13 protein-coding genes are annotated in these 14,706 nt (G+C 69.1%); 4 read left to right on the forward strand and 9 right to left on the reverse strand.

The window, feature by feature from the left end:
- Window positions 1-177 precede the first annotated feature (177 nt).
- Complete coding sequence (locus tag JL100_RS19505) at window positions 178-1,701, forward strand: PAS domain-containing sensor histidine kinase (RefSeq protein ID WP_228420797.1); 1,524 nt, start codon at window positions 178-180, stop codon at window positions 1,699-1,701.
- Window positions 1,691-2,308, forward strand: a complete 618-nt coding sequence (gene fixJ, locus JL100_RS19510) for a response regulator FixJ (protein WP_323378251.1) — start codon at window positions 1,691-1,693, stop codon at window positions 2,306-2,308. Before JL100_RS19505 ends, fixJ begins: the two co-directional genes overlap by 11 nt.
- A gap of 20 nt (window positions 2,309-2,328) precedes the next feature.
- Here fixJ and JL100_RS19515 read toward each other — a convergent pair whose 3' ends face one another.
- The 5 genes from JL100_RS19515 to JL100_RS19535 all read right to left on the reverse strand — a co-directional run bounded on the left by JL100_RS19515 (window position 2,329) and on the right by JL100_RS19535 (window position 6,983).
- The gene (locus JL100_RS19515) at window positions 2,329-2,922 is read right to left on the reverse strand and encodes a hypothetical protein (protein ID WP_202679280.1); all 594 of its coding nucleotides are present in this window, start codon (window positions 2,920-2,922) and stop codon (window positions 2,329-2,331) included.
- A gap of 1,363 nt (window positions 2,923-4,285) precedes the next feature.
- Window positions 4,286-5,263: a CHAT domain-containing protein gene (locus tag JL100_RS19520; RefSeq protein WP_202679392.1), complete on the reverse strand. Its 978-nt coding sequence runs from the start codon at window positions 5,261-5,263 to the stop codon at window positions 4,286-4,288.
- Window positions 5,264-5,308: 45 nt separating this feature from the next.
- Window positions 5,309-5,782: a hypothetical protein gene (locus JL100_RS19525; RefSeq protein ID WP_202679281.1), complete on the reverse strand. Its 474-nt coding sequence runs from the start codon at window positions 5,780-5,782 to the stop codon at window positions 5,309-5,311.
- 284 nt (window positions 5,783-6,066) lie between these two features.
- The gene (locus JL100_RS19530; RefSeq protein WP_202679282.1) at window positions 6,067-6,624 is read right to left on the reverse strand and encodes an SRPBCC family protein; all 558 of its coding nucleotides are present in this window, start codon (window positions 6,622-6,624) and stop codon (window positions 6,067-6,069) included.
- The gene (locus tag JL100_RS19535; protein ID WP_202679283.1) at window positions 6,621-6,983 is read right to left on the reverse strand and encodes an ArsR/SmtB family transcription factor; all 363 of its coding nucleotides are present in this window, start codon (window positions 6,981-6,983) and stop codon (window positions 6,621-6,623) included. The genes JL100_RS19530 and JL100_RS19535 overlap by 4 nt, the downstream gene beginning before the upstream one ends.
- Before the next feature lie 172 nt (window positions 6,984-7,155).
- On the opposite strand from JL100_RS19535, the gene JL100_RS19540 reads away from it, so the two are divergent.
- Window positions 7,156-7,542, forward strand: coding sequence for a response regulator transcription factor (locus tag JL100_RS19540; RefSeq protein ID WP_228420798.1), 387 nt, complete (start codon window positions 7,156-7,158; stop codon window positions 7,540-7,542).
- A 24-nt stretch (window positions 7,543-7,566) separates the two neighbouring features.
- On the opposite strand, the gene JL100_RS19545 is transcribed toward JL100_RS19540, so the two are convergent.
- From JL100_RS19545 to cydD, 4 genes are all read right to left on the reverse strand, one after another.
- The gene (locus JL100_RS19545) at window positions 7,567-8,811 is read right to left on the reverse strand and encodes a hypothetical protein (protein WP_202679285.1); all 1,245 of its coding nucleotides are present in this window, start codon (window positions 8,809-8,811) and stop codon (window positions 7,567-7,569) included.
- A 238-nt stretch (window positions 8,812-9,049) separates the two neighbouring features.
- Window positions 9,050-10,324: a M20/M25/M40 family metallo-hydrolase gene (locus JL100_RS19550; RefSeq protein WP_202679286.1), complete on the reverse strand. Its 1,275-nt coding sequence runs from the start codon at window positions 10,322-10,324 to the stop codon at window positions 9,050-9,052.
- Between the two features lie 59 nt (window positions 10,325-10,383).
- Window positions 10,384-12,054: a thiol reductant ABC exporter subunit CydC gene (gene cydC, locus JL100_RS19555; protein WP_202679287.1), complete on the reverse strand. Its 1,671-nt coding sequence runs from the start codon at window positions 12,052-12,054 to the stop codon at window positions 10,384-10,386.
- Window positions 12,047-13,735 carry a thiol reductant ABC exporter subunit CydD gene (gene cydD / locus JL100_RS19560; protein WP_202679288.1) on the reverse strand — a complete coding sequence of 563 codons (1,689 nt, stop codon included), beginning with the start codon at window positions 13,733-13,735 and terminating at the stop codon, window positions 12,047-12,049. Before cydD ends, cydC begins: the two co-directional genes overlap by 8 nt.
- 189 nt (window positions 13,736-13,924) lie before the next feature.
- Here cydD and JL100_RS19565 point away from each other — a divergent pair, with 189 nt between their 5' ends.
- Window positions 13,925-14,698: a cyclic nucleotide-binding domain-containing protein gene (locus tag JL100_RS19565; protein ID WP_202679289.1), complete on the forward strand. Its 774-nt coding sequence runs from the start codon at window positions 13,925-13,927 to the stop codon at window positions 14,696-14,698.
- The last annotated feature ends 8 nt before the right edge of the window (window positions 14,699-14,706 follow it).

A 14,706-nucleotide genomic window follows, 5' to 3' on the forward strand; every position in this document is an offset into this window, starting at 1 on the left:
ATCGTCGCGCGGCGGTCCGAATCTTGCGGACAAGGTTTAGCAGCCGTGCGGAAAACTTCAATTCCCATCGCTCGGACGACGGGCAAGTATCTGCATTTGCGACGAGTTGAGTAGACCATCTTGTCCGGTTTTTCTGGTACGATCGGCGAAAGACCGAGTTCCCAGAGCATGCACCCCGTGGAAAAGCACCCAATTCCCGCAGCCGACGACGACAAGCTGCGCGCCCTGATCGACACCGCCCCCGACGGCATCGTCATCATCGACAGGTTCGGCAACATCCAGACCTGCAATTCGGCGTGCCTGCGACTGTTCGGCTATGCGCCGGAGGAGGTGCTGGGCCGGAACGTCAAGATGCTGATGCCCGACCCCTACCGGGAGGAGCACGACGGCTACCTGCGGAACTACCGGGAGACGGGCCACCGAAAGATCATCGGCATCGGCCGCGAGGTTCACGGCCGGCGTAAGGACGGCTCCGTCTTCCCGATGGAACTGTCGGTCGGCGAGGCCGGGGCGGACGAGGACCGCATCTTCATCGGCATCATCCGCGACATCACCGAGCGCAAGCAGCAGGAGGCCGTCCTGCTCGAACGGAAGGCCCGCCTCACCTCCATCCTGGAGACGGTGCCCGACGCGATCATCGTGATCGACCAGCACGGCATCATCGAATCGTTCAGTCCGGCCGCGGAACGGCTGTTCGGCTACGCAGCCGACGACGCCGTGGGGCGCAATGTCAGCATGCTGATGCCGGCCCCCTACCGCGCCGCCCATGACGGCTACATGGATCATTACCTGACGACCGGGGAGAAGCGGATCATCGGGATCGGCCGGGTGGTCGTCGGCCAGCGAGCGGACGGCACCACTTTCCCGATGGACTTGGCGGTGGGCGAAGTCACCCTGGCGGGGCGCCGGCTGTTCACCGGGTTCGTCCGCGACCTGACGGAGCACCAGCATGCCGAGAAGCGGTTGCAGGACCTTCAGTCGGAGCTTCTGCACGTCTCCCGCTTCAGCGCCATGGGGCAGATGTCCTCGACCCTGGCGCATGAGCTGAACCAGCCGCTTACCGCCATCACCAACTATGTCAAGGCATGCCGGCGCATGATGGACGCCGCGGAGCACAAGCCGGGCGTCAAGGTGCTGGAGACCATGGACAAGGCGGTCGCCCAGGCGACCCGCGCCGGGCAGATCATCCGCCGCATGCGGGACTTCATCGAGAAGGGCCAGACCGACCGCACCGCCGAACCGATCAACAAGGTGATCGAGGAGGCGAGCGCCCTTGCGCTGGTCGGCGCCAAGCAGGACAACATCCGGGTCCATTTCGACCTGACGCCGGACGCCCCGGCGGTGTGGATCGACAAGATCCAGATCCAGCAGGTGGTCCTGAACCTGGTGCGGAACGCCATGGAGTCGCTTGCCCTGAGCCCCGTCCGCGACCTGACGATCGCCACGGCGATCACCCACGACGACCTGGTCGAGGTCTGCGTCAGGGATACCGGACCGGGCCTGGCCCCGGTGGTGGCGGCCAACCTGTTCCAGCCGTTCGTGACCACCAAGGAGAAGGGAATGGGCCTGGGCCTGTCGATCTGCCGCTCGATCATAGATGCCCATGGCGGGCGCCTGTGGGTCACGCCCAACCCCGAGGGCGGCGTGACTTTCCATTTCACGGTGGAGGTTGCCCGCCCGGAGGACAGGAATGATGACTGAACATGGTCGGCCGGGAACCGTCGTCGTGGTCGACGACGACGACGCGGTCCGCGACTCCCTTCAGATCCTGCTCGAATCCGCCGGATTCACGGTGGAAGCCTTCGCCTCCCCGGTGGAATTCCTCGCCTCGCCGGCCCCGGCCGAGGCCGGCTGCCTGCTGGTCGATGTCCGGATGCCGGAGATGGACGGCATCCAGGTGCAGGAGACGCTGAACGCCGGCAACACCCAGCTTCCCGTCATCGTCATGACCGGGCATGCCGACGTTCCCCTGGCGGTCCGGGCGATGAAGGCCGGGGCGGTCGATTTCGTCGAGAAGCCGTTCGACGATGAGGCGATCATCGAGACCGTGCGCCGTGCCCTTCAGCTCCGCCCCGCCGCGAACCCGGAAATCGTCCAGCGGATCGCGCAGCTGACCCCGCGGGAGCGCGAGGTGCTGGAGGGGCTGGTGGCCGGCCATGCCAACAAGGTGATCGCGTACGAGCTGGACATCAGCCCACGCACGGTGGAGATCCACCGGGCGCGGGTGATGGAGAAGATGCAGGCGCGGAGCCTGTCCCAGCTCGTTCGGATGGCGCTGGAGGCCGGCGTCGCGCCGCCGGGGGCGTGAGGGAGCGGCGGCGCGGTGCGTTAAGCGTCGAACCGGCCGGCGGTCAGCAGGTCCAGGATGGCGCGCTCGATCCCGTGCTTGAGGAAGGCGATCTCGTTGACCTGTCGGCGCAGGCGGTCGATGCCAAGGCGCCGGCCCCATGTCCGCTGGCGGTGCCGCTTGGCGATCCAGGCATTGACGCGGGCGCGGTGGCGCTCCTCCAGGGCGGCGAAGTCGGCGGGAGCCTCCCTCAGGCTTTGCCGGTGCAACTCCTCCAGGTCGCCCAGAGACATCCGCGGCGGCATGGTGCCGGGCAGGCCGTGGGCGGCCAGCTCCGACCGGCGCCATTCGGGCCAGCGGCACGGCTCGCCTGAAGGACGGACACCGGGGCGGGCCCAGGCCGGCATTCGGGCGAGGCCGGCGGCGATCTCCGCCGCCAGCTCCTGGAGGCGGAGATCGGCGTCGCAGTGGCGGGCCAGGAGCGCCGCCAGTTCGCCGGTCGGGGCCGGGGCGGCGGTTGCGGTGGCTGCGGCTGGGGCGGCGGTGGGCAGGGCCGCGAGGGGGAGACTTGCCGCCGACGTCAACATGAACCGGCGCGAAACGGCCGTGGGTGTGCTATTGGCTCGATCAGCCATGAGTCGACTCCTTGTAAGTCGATTTGTGGTCAGGCCGGGTCGGGGAGGTACCAGCTTCCCTACTCGGCCGCCTCGCAGGCGCGAGGAAGCGCGACACTGGACCGGTTTCGCGGGTGTAGGGACCGGGTCCCGGGACGTGCGCGCGGGCGGGATGCGCGTTGGGAGGGTGATGATGACGGCCCCCTCCCCCGGTTATGTCATCATGTGTCATCATTTTCCGGGGCGGGTGCCCGTTGGGTCGGGGGTTGGGCGGCGGCTTCTCCATCGCTGCTCCCCCCTCCTGATGTCAGCAGATGTCATCATTCGCCATGTCTCAGTCCAGGGGTTCACTCCAACTCCTGCCGTCCGGAACGGTGATTGCCGTGGGGCGGAAGATTCCCGGGACGGACCGAAGCTCTCCCCCTTCATCATGACCGGACTTGATCCGGTCATCCACGCGCGAACTCCATTGCGTTGGTTTGCGTGCGGAAACGCGGACCATGCCCGATTTTGGGGAAAAAGCCGCGCCACATATCGCCCGTAGGTCGGGGAGAGCGAAGCGGCACCAGACATAAGCTGGCACGTTGGTGTCGGGTGCCGCTTCGCTCTCCCGGACCTACATTTTCCGGCAAACCAGCAGTTGCCTTTCACGCGGTCACGGGCAACCACCGGCGGTAAGCCACCTTGGCGTAACGTCAGCAAGTGTCATCATCCGCCATGGTCGGCCCCCCCCGCCGGGGCGCGGGTGAGCTACTGGCGACAGGCTCCTCCTCCTGCCGCATGCGCGGGCTCGACCCGCGCATCCACGCGCAAACCGGCGTGATGGAGTTCGCACGTGGATGCGCGGATCAAGTCCGCGCATGACGAAAAGGAAGTGCCGTTGCCCGCCCGTATGGTTGACGCCAACCCCCGCCCGGGGTGCGGGTGGTCTTCCGGCGGCAGGCGCCTCCTTCCACCTCATGCGCGGGCTTGACCCGCGCATCCACGTGCAAACCGGCGTGATGGAGTCCGCGCATGGTGAAAAGGGAGTGTTGCCACCGGTACTCGGCGCACTTGGGCAGGAGGCAATTACCGCTCCGGACAGCCGTGCCCGTCGTCCGGCCGACAGCGGGTTGAGTTGAAGAGTTCGCCCCCCCCCCCGCCGGGGTGATGTAAACAAACGTCATGATCCGTGGGTGCCGGCGCAGGGCCACCGCGACGGAACGGGACCGCCCCGGCTTGTTTCTTATTCACGCTTCAAAGATCCCGCTCGCGACGGCAAATCACGGCACCGGCGCAGTATATAGGAATTTATGCTGAAATGCCAGCGAACAGGCGGGCGGAGCGGTTTCGGATCGGGCGGGCGCGGACCATCCCGGAGCGGTGCTGCCGACCCGCCCGGGCCTCATCCGCCGCTTCCGCGGATCTCCTCCTGATGCTGCCGTATTGCCGCCACCCGGTTCTGCCGACCAAGTTTTTCGGCGGCTGCGGCTGCTTCATCAAGCACGGTCAGCGCGGCTTCGCGGTTGCCGGAGGCGGCAAGAAGTTGCCCGAAATAGAATCCGACTTCAGCCAGGAAGTTGGCCTGCCCAAGGTGACGGAAAATAGCAAAACTTTCCGCCAACTCGTCGGCAATGATCTTCCAATCTTCTTGATCGGATACTCCGCGCTTAATCCGAAGCATGGCGCACCGGTACAGTACGTATGCAACGCTGAGGATGTCTCCCATTGCCGATGGATCGGAAGAGCTTCCTTGATCCGGATGCGCAGCGCCTGCGGTCGAGGAATTCGGCGATGCCGGCGTCGTTGTCGAACTCCCTCCGGCCGGCTTGCGGGTCGCACAGGGGGGCGCCGCCGTCCGGGCCGAGATATACCCGCGCCAGATGCCAGTGGCTGCCGGAGTTCGGGTCGGCGGCGTGGGCCTGGAGCAGGGAGCGGCGGGCCAGGGCGGCGGCCCCGGCGACGGTGTGGCCGGCCGACAGTTCGCCGTAGAAGGCGGCGGCGAAGCGGGGGCGTCGGTGTCGTAGACCGATCCGTCCCAGCCGAGCGCGTTGGGAATGCCGCCGACGACCATGCGCCGGATGAGGGAACCGGCGGCGCCGGCGTCCTCCGCCGTGCGGCAAGCGGACAGGACGAGCAGCCGGGGGCAGCGTTCCTCCGCACCGAGTGCGGCGCGCAGCTCGCCGACGCCGACCGGGTTGAGGGTGCCGTCGGGGGCTTCCAGCGCCAGGAAGGGCTCGCCGTCCCGGATGTCGCCGTGGGCGGTGATGTGCAGCGCCTCCACCGCGCCGGCCTGCGCCAAGCGGTCATGGAAGCCGGCGACGCCGCCGCTTTCCTCCACCAGCAGGTTCAGGCGGTCGAGGCCGGCGGTCGCGTCGAGGATCGCGGCTTCCTCCCGCTCGTAGTCGAGGGAGTCTTGGCCTTCGACCTAGGCGGCCATGAACAGGAGGGTCAGGTCGCCGGGGGCGGGGGGCGTTTGTTGGGGGGTGTCGGGGGGCGGAGGGCCGATGCGGCGGGCGACTCGGAACAGCCGGGTGTCGTCGAGCGCCAGGAAATCGAGCAGGAGCGCGGGGCCGGTCCTGCCGGGGGATGTCAGCAGCTCCCACGGCACGTCGAGCAGGGCGGCGGCCAGGGCTTGCTCCTCCGGGTCGGGCGGGTCGGCGGGGACGCGGATTTCCAGCGCGATGTCGCCGGTGCTCTCGCGGAGGCAGGATTCCAGCCAGCCGTCGTCGTTCAGCAGGGCCGCGATGTCGCGCCCGATGGCGGGGAGGCTGGCCGGCTGGTCGGCGCGGACGGCGCGGTCATAGTCGGCGGCCCAGCGGCGCAGGCGCTCCAGCCGGTCGGGCGGCAGGGGCTTGAGCGACTGCCGGGCGCCGGGGCAGCGGGTTCGAGGTCGGAGCATTTGAGGGCGGTGCCGGCGAGTTCTATGCGGGCATTCAGCATGGCGGGCGGCACCGGGGCGTGAGTGACGGACTATGCTGAAGGTGAGGGTGTTTTGGGCAGGACTCAACTACTGCGTTGGTTGGCGGGGTTTGATTTATGGTTCCGGGGGAAATGGTTGGGGGAATTGACGCTGAAGCGGGAAACCGGGGTCGGACCACCATTTCACCGGAAGGTCGGCTTCTGGGAGGCTTGGTGCGAAATGGTGGTCTGACCCCGGTTTCCCTTACGCTGCGCCGGGTGGGATCAGGCGTAGATCGGCTCCAGTTCACCGAACAGCGTCCAGAAGGATGGCGGGGTGCGGCCGGAGAGCTTGTCGGCGAGGATCGCGAGATGGCTGTGCCAGCCGGCGCCGACATTGGTCAGGGACGGGGCGTCGGGGAGGCGGCGGTGGGTCAGGACGAGGCGGACACCCTCCCCTTCCTCGGCCAGTTCGAAGGTCACTTCGGACGGCTCCTCGGTTCCGCCGCCCCAGGTGATCGCCAGCAGGCGGGGCGGTTCGAAGCGGGTTATCTGGTGGGCGGTGGTTATTCCGGCATCGTAACGGCGGAACCTCTCGGGCGTGGGAATGCGTTGCGGCGACAGGCCGCTGTTGTCGAAATGGAGGGAGAAGGCGCTGCCGGCGCGGGGTTCCATCTCGCCGGAGGCCAGCCATTGGGCGCGCTTGTCGGACTCTGTCAGGTAGGCCCAGACCCGCTCGATCGGGCCGGGCAGCAGGCGCTCGAACCGGATCGTTCCGGGCTCGACGATGGTCCCCATGCCGTCGGGGATCGTTTCGGGGGCGGTTTGTTCTGCGGCGGTCATTCGGTTCCTCCTCGGTCGGTGGTCTCTTCGGTGGGGCCGGACTTGAGCAGGGTTTCCAGGGCGTCGAGCCGGCCGGTCCAGAAGCGCTCGTAGAAGCGGATCCAGTCCTGCGCGGCGGCCAGCGGGGCCGGCTGGATGCGGCAGACATGCGCCCTGCCCTGTATCCGGCGGCGGACCAGCCCGGCGCGTTCCAGCACGCGGACATGCTTGGATGCCGCCTCCAGCGACATGGAGAAGGGCGCGGCCAGCTCGCCGATCCGGCGTTCGCCCGCCGCCAGATCGCGCAGCATCGCCCGCCGCGTGGGGTCGGCCAGGGCCTGGAACACGAGATCAAGGTTCGTCGTCTGTTGCTCAACCATGTGGTTGAGTTAAGACCGTCGGCGCCGGAATGTCAACCAATTCGTTGACTATGGCGGGGCACTAGGGGTTATTGCGTATTTATCGCCGGGGCGGTCGGGCTTATCTTGCCCCTACGAAGCGCGACGGCAGCCGATGAAGTCGCGATTCATCGTCCGACCGCAGGAGGCTGGGGTGAGTGCGCAATATAATCGGACGGTCTTCCTGGTCGATGATGACGAACCCGTGCGGGACTCCCTGAAGACCCTGCTGGAATCCTACTGCATGCCGGTCGAAGATTATCCTTCCTGCCCCGAATTCCTTGAGAACTTCAAGGGGGAGGATGGCGGATGCCTGGTGCTGGACCTGCATCTGCCTGTGATGAGCGGCCTGGAGTTCATGGAGACCTACGGGACTCGGCTGAACGACATGCCGGTGATCCTGATCACCGGACGCGGCGACCCCGCCACCAAGGCGCGGGCGCTGGAGGCGGGGGTGCTGGCTTTCGTCGAGAAGCCGTTCGAGGACGAGATCCTGGTCGAGATGATCCGGACCGCGCTGGACCGGCCGGCCCATCCCTGAGGCCGGCCGGAAACGCTTCCCGGGTCAGAAGCGCAGCTTGAGCTTGCCCATGATCCGTTCGTAATCGTCGCCGAAGCCGTAGGACACGCCCAGCTCGACCCGGTCGAAGCGGAAGCGGCCGGCCGTCGCCGCCTTGGCGAGGCTGACGGTGACCTCGTCGAACGCCTCGACGAACAGGTCGTCGCCGAGATACCGGCTGTCCACGAAGGAAGCCGTCACGCTGAGCGGGGCCACGCTGTCGGTCAGGTCCCGCGACACGGAGACCCCGTTGCGCAGGATGACATTGGTCAGGTCGTAATCGATGTCGTAGTCGCCGACCGACACGCCGGTCGCCCGGTAGACGCCCGCCATGTTGCCCAGGCCGAACCGCCAGCCGCCCCAGTCCCAGCGGAAGTCGCTGGTCAGCGATCCGGAATAGACCACCGCCGCGGCGCCCATGTCGATCGACCCGGCGACGCCGGCCCGGACCGCCGGGGTCAGCGACCAGGAGTCGGTCAGCGGCACCCGGACGCCGATGCCGAGCGATCCGGACAGGGAGTCGGACTCGCCGGTCCGGATCCAGTTGACCGGCAGGTCGAACAGGACGGCGGTGTCGGACCCTTCGAAGTTCATGCGGTAGGACAGCGCGCCGGTCACCCGGTCCTGGTCATAGCCGCCCGGGGCCGTGCCCCGCCCGCCTTCGACCGTGAAGCCGAACAGGTCGGTACCGCCCTCGCTGCCGGAGTGGCCGAGCGCGTCGGTGCCCTGGGCGAAGTCGGCGGCACCCATCAGCGACATCAGGCTGTCCGGGTTGCCGGCCACCGGATCGATGGCGGTCTCCCGGACGGCGGCCTGGAGAATGCTGGTGACGTCGCTGGCCCCCTGCCCCTTGAAATAGTCGGACAGGGCGTCCTCCGCCTCGTCGCGGGTGGCGCCGGTGAAGGTCCGCTCGATCCCTGCGGCGGGCACCTTCAGCACCAGGTCGGCCCCGGCGCCCGGATACTCGATCGTGGCGCCCAGGCCGCGCAGGTTGAAGACGGCGGTGGCGGGGGCGTTGTCGGTGTAGCTCGGCAGAAGGCTTCTCAGGCTGGTGCCCGAGACGCTGTCGATGGCATCCTCAATGCTTTCATAGCTGTAGGTCCTGCTCTCGCCGTTGGCGCTCAGCGTGGCGACGAAAGCATCCGCCGCCCGGGCGCTGGAGGCCGGCACCAGGGCCAGCGGCAGCAGCACCAGCGGCAGCAGCGCCGTCGAGACGGCCGTCGAGGCCGCCAGATTACCTGACCTGTTCACCCAAATCCTCGCGATCCACAATGGGCGGGTCGCCTGCCGCCCGCCGTGGCGAGGGAATAGGGTAAAGTGGTTAATTAGCCCTTAAGGTTAATAAGCCGTAGGTCGGCCTCGGCCGAAGGCCGACGCCGACAGCGTGGCCGGAGAGTCGAAGCGGGGTGTCGGCGTTCGCCCTGGCGGGCGAAGGCCGACCTACGGTAGAGCGACGCGGCGGATCGATGGAGAGTACCGTGCGGGAATTCTACTCGCTCTTCGACTGGGGGTTTTCCGAGAGCTCCATGATCAGGCTGGTGGTCAGGTAGAGCCTCGGGGCGATGCTGGACAGTTCGACATATTCCTCGGGCGAATGCAGGCCGGCGCCGACGACGCCCATGGTCTCCAGCACGGCGGGCTTGGCGCTGTCGGGGAAATAGGCGTAGCCGGCGTCGGTGCCGAAGCGCATGGCGACAGGCTCGACGGTCTGACCGATCCGGCCGTAAAGCTGTTTCGCGAGGGCGGCCAGCTGTTCGGAGCCCGGGTTCCTCGCCAGCGGCGGGCGGCCCTTCTCGATGCGGAGCGACACCTCGGTGTCGGGGATCAGCTTGTCCGCGATGATCCGCTTGCCGTCGGCCAGGACGCGGTCGTACTCGGTCAGGTCGGAATAGCGCATGTCGGCTTCGGCCGAGGCGGCCGGGGGGATGATGTTCCGCTTCTCCCCGCCCTTGACGATGGTCCAGTTGACCGTGGTGCCCTTGGCCGGATCGCCCAGGTCCTTGAGTTGGACGATCTGGTGGGCCAGCTCGGTGACGGCGTTGCGGCCCTCCTCGGGGGCCGAGCCGGCGTGGGACGCCCTGCCCTTCACGTCCAGATACACCGTGTTGATGCCGTTGGTGGCGGTCGTGACGGCGTCCTTGTCCGGCGGCTCGTAGGAGAAGACGTAGTCCTGCCCGCGCGCCAGGTCGGCGATCATCTTCTTCGAGCCGCCCGAGCCCATCTCCTCGTCCGGGTTGAACAGCACCGTGATCGAGCCGTAGCGGTCGAAGCCCTGGTCGCGCAGCAGCTTCAGCGAATGCAGGATCATGGCGAGGCCGCCCTTGGCATCGGCGACGCCCGGCCCGTAGGCCCGTTCGCCATCGACCCGGAAAGGCCGCTCCGCGGCGGTGCCGGGGCCGAATACCGTGTCGTAGTGGACCATCAGCAGGAACTTCGCCTCTCCCGTCCCCTTCAGGGTGCCGACGATGTTGCTGCCGGCGGACGGCTGCGCCGGGGTGACCTGGACCTCGGCGCCGAGGGCTTTCAGGCGCTCCACCAGGATGCCTTCGACCTTGGACAGGCCCTCCGCGTTGCCGGTGCCGGAATCGATGGCGACGAGCTCTTCCAGGGTCGTCAGGAACTCCGGCCGCTCGGACTCCGCGCGCTTCAGCAGGTCTTCGGCCGGCTTCTCCGCCGCCTGGCCGGCACCGGGGACTCCGAAGGACGAGACTCCGATGGACGACAGGGCGATCGCCGCCGCGAAGGTTGCAGGCCGCATGAGCATGGGGGCGTTCCTCGACTGGATTGACCGTGTTTTCGTCCCCCTTCAACACCCGGCGGCGGTCAAGATCGCGTGGACAAAAGGGAGCCATCCTGCAGCCGCCGGACGATGTCGGCGCCGGTGGCCAAGGTCTCCCGGTGGGTGATCAGAAGCACGGTTCGGCCGGCGAGGCGGGGCCGGAGCTCGCGCATCAGGGCGGCCTCGGTCGCGGCGTCCAGGCCCTCGGTCGGCTCGTCCAGGATCATCACCGGCGCGTCCTTCAGCAGGGCGCGGGCCAGCGCCAGCCGCCGGGCCTGGCCGCCGGACAGAAGCACGCCGTTCTCGCCGACCCAGGTCAGGATGCCGTCGGGGAGGGATTCGACGAAGTCGGCGAGCTGGACGACCTCCAGCGCCTCCCACAGCTCGGCGTTGGTGGCGCCGGGGCGGCCGATCAGCAGGTTGTCGCGGATGTCGGCGGCGAACAGGTGGGTGCCCTGGCTGACATAGGCCATGTGCCGGTGCAGGTCCTCCTGCCGCAGGTCGCGCAGATCGACGCCGCCCAGGGTGACGCGGCCGGCATCCGGATCGACCAGCCGGAGCGCCAGCTGGGCCAGCGTCGATTTGCCGGCCCCGCTCGGTCCCAGCAGCACCGACACGCGGCCGGCGGGTAGCTCCAGGGTGAGGTCCTTCAGCACCGGCTTGGCGCCGTGGGCGAAGCGGACCTGCTCGAAGCGCAGGGCGAAGTCCTCGGGCGGCGGCGCGGGCGTGTCGGGGTCGCGCACGCCGGGGCGCATCCCGGCGATCTCCAGCAGGCGGCGGGCGGCGGCGCGGGTGCGGCCGAGATACTGGTAGGCCAGCGGCAGCGGGGCCGTCGCCTCGAACACCGCCATCACGACGAAGACGGCCAGGGCCGCCGTCGGGCCATCCAGCCGGTCGCCCTCGACCTCCCCGACGACCAGCAGCAGGGCGATCCAGACGGCGAGCCCGGTCACCATCATGGTCAGGCCGGCGGACAGGCCGGTGATCGAGCTCATCCGGCGCTGCCGGGCGATCAGCAGGTCGGTATCCCGCGCCAGGGCTTCCAGATGCCGGCCGTCGGCGCCGAAGGCCCGCAGGTCGGCCAGCCCCTGGATGCCGTCCACCGCGCGGGTGCGGAGCCGCGCGCCGATCTCCACCAGGTCGCGCCCGGCGCCGGCGCCCAGCCGTCCGGCCAGCGCGGGCACGCCGACGCCGGCGACCAGCATCAGCGCCGCCGTTGCCAGGGCCACGCCGGGATCGACCCAGCCCAGCGGCGTCAGCACCGCGACCGCGGTCAGCAGCGCCACGGCGCTGGGGGCGACCACCCGCAGGTACAGGTTGTCGAGCGCGTCGATGTCGGCGGTCAGCCGGGTCAGCAGGTCGCCGCCGGTCAGGCGCGCCACCTGCCCGGCGTCCAGCGGCAGGGCGCGCTCGAACAGCCAGCGGCGCAGGTCGGCCAGCAGGCGGAAGGTCGCCTCGTGGTTCACCAGCCGCTCGGCATAGCGGCCCGCGGTCCGGACCAGGGCGGCGGCGCGGATGCCGGCGCTGGGCGTGAAGATGTTGAAACCCGCGACGCCCAGCCCCAGGCCGGCCAGCGCGCTGCCGGTGATGAACCAGCCGGACAGCCCGAGCAGGCCGATCCCGGCCAGCAGCGTCACCAGCATCAGCAGCGCCCCCAGCGCCATCCGCCCGCCGTGCCGCCGGAACAGCTTCAGGAAAGGCCAGAGGTCACGCATCGGCCACCGCCATCCTGCCGCCGCCGATCTCGACCCGGCGATCCGCCCAGCCGATGCCCGACAGGCTGTGGGTGGCGATCAGGACGGTCCGGCCCTGCGCCAGGGTGCCCAGCGCCTCCAGCACCAGCGCTTCGTTGGCGGGGTCGAGGCCGGCGGTCGGCTCGTCCAGCAGCAGGACGGGCGCATCCTTCAGGTAGGCCCGCGCCAGCGCCACCCGGCGCGCCTCGCCGCCGGAGATGCCGTGGCCGCGCTGGCCGATCAGGGTGTCCAGGCCGTCCGGCAGGCCGACCGCGAAATCGCTGACCCGTGCCGCGTCGGCGGCGGCCTCGACCGCCTCGTCGGAGGCGTCGGGCCTTGCCAGCCGGATATTGTCGCGCAGCGTGCCGTGGAACAGGTGCGGGTTCTGCCCGACCCAGGCGGTCACGTCGGCCGGGTCGATCCGCCCGACCTCCAGCCCGCCGATCCGGACCGAGCCGGCGGCGGGCCGCAGGAAGCCCAGGAACAGGCCGATCACGGTGGATTTTCCGGAGCCGCTGGGGCCGACCAGGGCCACCCGCTCGCCGGCGGCGACGGTCAGGGAGAAGCCGCCGAGGACAGGGCGGGCGCCCTTGTCGGTGCCGTGGGCGAATTGGACTCCGGTCATCTCCAGCGCCATGGAACCGGCGCCGGCTGGCGGGCGGATGCCGGCGGGGGGATGAGCCGGCGTGTCGAGCACCGCCAGGATCTGCCCGGCCGCCCCGACCGCGGCGGCCCGATCATGGTAATGGGCGGCGAGCTGGCGGAGCGGCAGGAAGAACTCGGGCGCCAGCAGGAGCACGAACATGCCGGTCGCCAGGGTGACCTCGCCGCTCGGGCCGAAGCGGACATAGCCCAGCAGGCTGAAGCCGACATAGACCGCGACCACGGCGACCGCCATGGCGCTGAACAGCTCCAGCACGGCGGAGGACAGGAAGGCGATGCGCAGGACCCCCATGGTGCGCTGCCGGTACTCGTCGGAGACCCGGCCGATCAGCTCCAGCTCCCGCCGGGCCTGGCCGAACAGCTTCAGGGTGGTCAGCCCCTGGAGGCGGTCCAGGAAATACCCGCCCATGCGGGCCAGCGCCTCGAACTGGCGGCGGCTCGCCGCGGCGGCTCCCATGCCGATCAGCGACATGAACAGCGGCACGAAGGGCGCCGCCCCCAGCAGCATGGCGCCGACCACCCAGTTGACCGGGAAGATCGCCGCCAGCAGGGTCAGCGGCACCAGCACCGAGAGCGCCATCTGGGGCAGAAACCGGGCGAAATAGCCGTCCAGCGCGTCGACCTGCTCGATCAGGACCGTGGAGAGGTCGCCGCTGTGCCGGCCGCCGGCATAGGCCGGGCCGAGCCGCGCGATGTGGCCGTACAATTCCCGGCGGAGCGCAGACCGCACGCGGGCCGCCGCCGCGAACCCGGCCACCTCCGCCCCCCAGGCGCAGGCCGCCCGCGCGCCGTAGACGGCGAGCAGCCCCCACAGGGCCGGCATCAGGTCGGCCCGCGGAACGCCGTCGACGATCGCGGCGTGGAGCACATGGGCGATCAGGCCGGCCTGGACCAGCAGCAGGACCCCGCCGGCGAAACCGGCGCCGATCGCGAGACCGATCCCCAGGCGGGCCTGCCGCGCCAGTCCGCCCAGCCATTTCGCCGCCTGCCGATCCGTCACCGATCCCTCTCGTCCATCCCGAGCTTCCCACGTGACATATGCCCAGACCGCATACGTAGAACCCCTTACGTACAAACCCTTACGTAAAATACCGAACTTAGCGGCGGCGCCGGCTGGCCCTATACCTCGGTGACGGACGACGGAAAGTCCAAAGAATCCGATCAAGCGGAGCGGAGAGGTACAGAGATCATGGTCCAAGCCCTTGCCATCGCCGACACGGCATCAGCCGCAGCAACCGTCACCATCGGGGGCATGGCCCATGGTCGCCGCCAGGCCGCCAACGTCTCTTCCCCTCCGCCGTCCTGGATGCAGGGCACCGCTTCCCGCTGGGCCATGCAGACCTCCGATCCGCTCGACGCCATCGCCTCCGTCGCGACGGTGGACCGCGACTGCCCGCTGTTCCGCGAGGGCGACCATGCAGACAACGTGTTCGAGGTGATGAGCGGCACCATCCGGGTGTTCAAATTGCTGCCCGACGGCCGCCGCCAGATCATCGGGTTCCTGGAAGCCGGGGATTTCCTGGGCCTGTCGTTCAACGACACCTATCTCTACACGGCCGAAGCGGTGACCACGGCCGCCGTCCGCCGGTTGCCGCGCCGCCGGCTGGAAGCCCTGATCGACGAGAACCCCGTCGTCCGCCGCCGCCTGCTGGCGGTCACCGCCAACGAGCTGCTGACCGCGCAGGAGCAGATGGTCCTGCTGGGCCGCAAGTCCGCCAAGGAAAAGCTCTGCACCTTCCTGATGACCCTGTCCCGCAAGGCGGCCAAGCGCGGCCTGAGCGAAACGCGCGTGAGCATGCCGATGGGCAGGTCCGACATCGCCGACTATCTGGGCCTGACCATCGAGACCGTCTCGCGCACCATCACCTGCCTGAAGACGGCCGGCCTGATCCGCCTCCTGGAAGGCCACAAGATCGAGCTGACCGACCCGGACGCCATCGCCGACCTGTCCGACGCCGCGTGACGCCCGCC

This window comes from Skermanella mucosa (assembly GCF_016765655.2).
Classification (GTDB): Bacteria; Pseudomonadota; Alphaproteobacteria; order Azospirillales; family Azospirillaceae; genus Skermanella; species Skermanella mucosa.

Bases quoted from the DNA above. Each gene is read 5' to 3' on its own strand.
- fixJ (WP_323378251.1), top strand. From the start codon at position 1,691: ATGATGACTGAACATGGTCGGCCGGGAACCGTCGTCGTGGTCGACGAC.
- JL100_RS19515 (WP_202679280.1), bottom strand. From the start codon at position 2,922: ATGGCTGATCGAGCCAATAGCACACCCACGGCCGTTTCGCGCCGGTTC.
- JL100_RS19565 (WP_202679289.1), top strand. From the start codon at position 13,925: ATGGTCCAAGCCCTTGCCATCGCCGACACGGCATCAGCCGCAGCAACC.
- JL100_RS19535 (WP_202679283.1), bottom strand. From the start codon at position 6,983: ATGGTTGAGCAACAGACGACGAACCTTGATCTCGTGTTCCAGGCCCTG.
- cydC (WP_202679287.1), bottom strand. From the start codon at position 12,054: ATGCGTGACCTCTGGCCTTTCCTGAAGCTGTTCCGGCGGCACGGCGGG.
- JL100_RS19550 (WP_202679286.1), bottom strand. From the start codon at position 10,324: ATGCTCATGCGGCCTGCAACCTTCGCGGCGGCGATCGCCCTGTCGTCC.
- JL100_RS19530 (WP_202679282.1), bottom strand. From the start codon at position 6,624: ATGACCGCCGCAGAACAAACCGCCCCCGAAACGATCCCCGACGGCATG.
- JL100_RS19525 (WP_202679281.1), bottom strand. From the start codon at position 5,782: ATGCTCCGACCTCGAACCCGCTGCCCCGGCGCCCGGCAGTCGCTCAAG.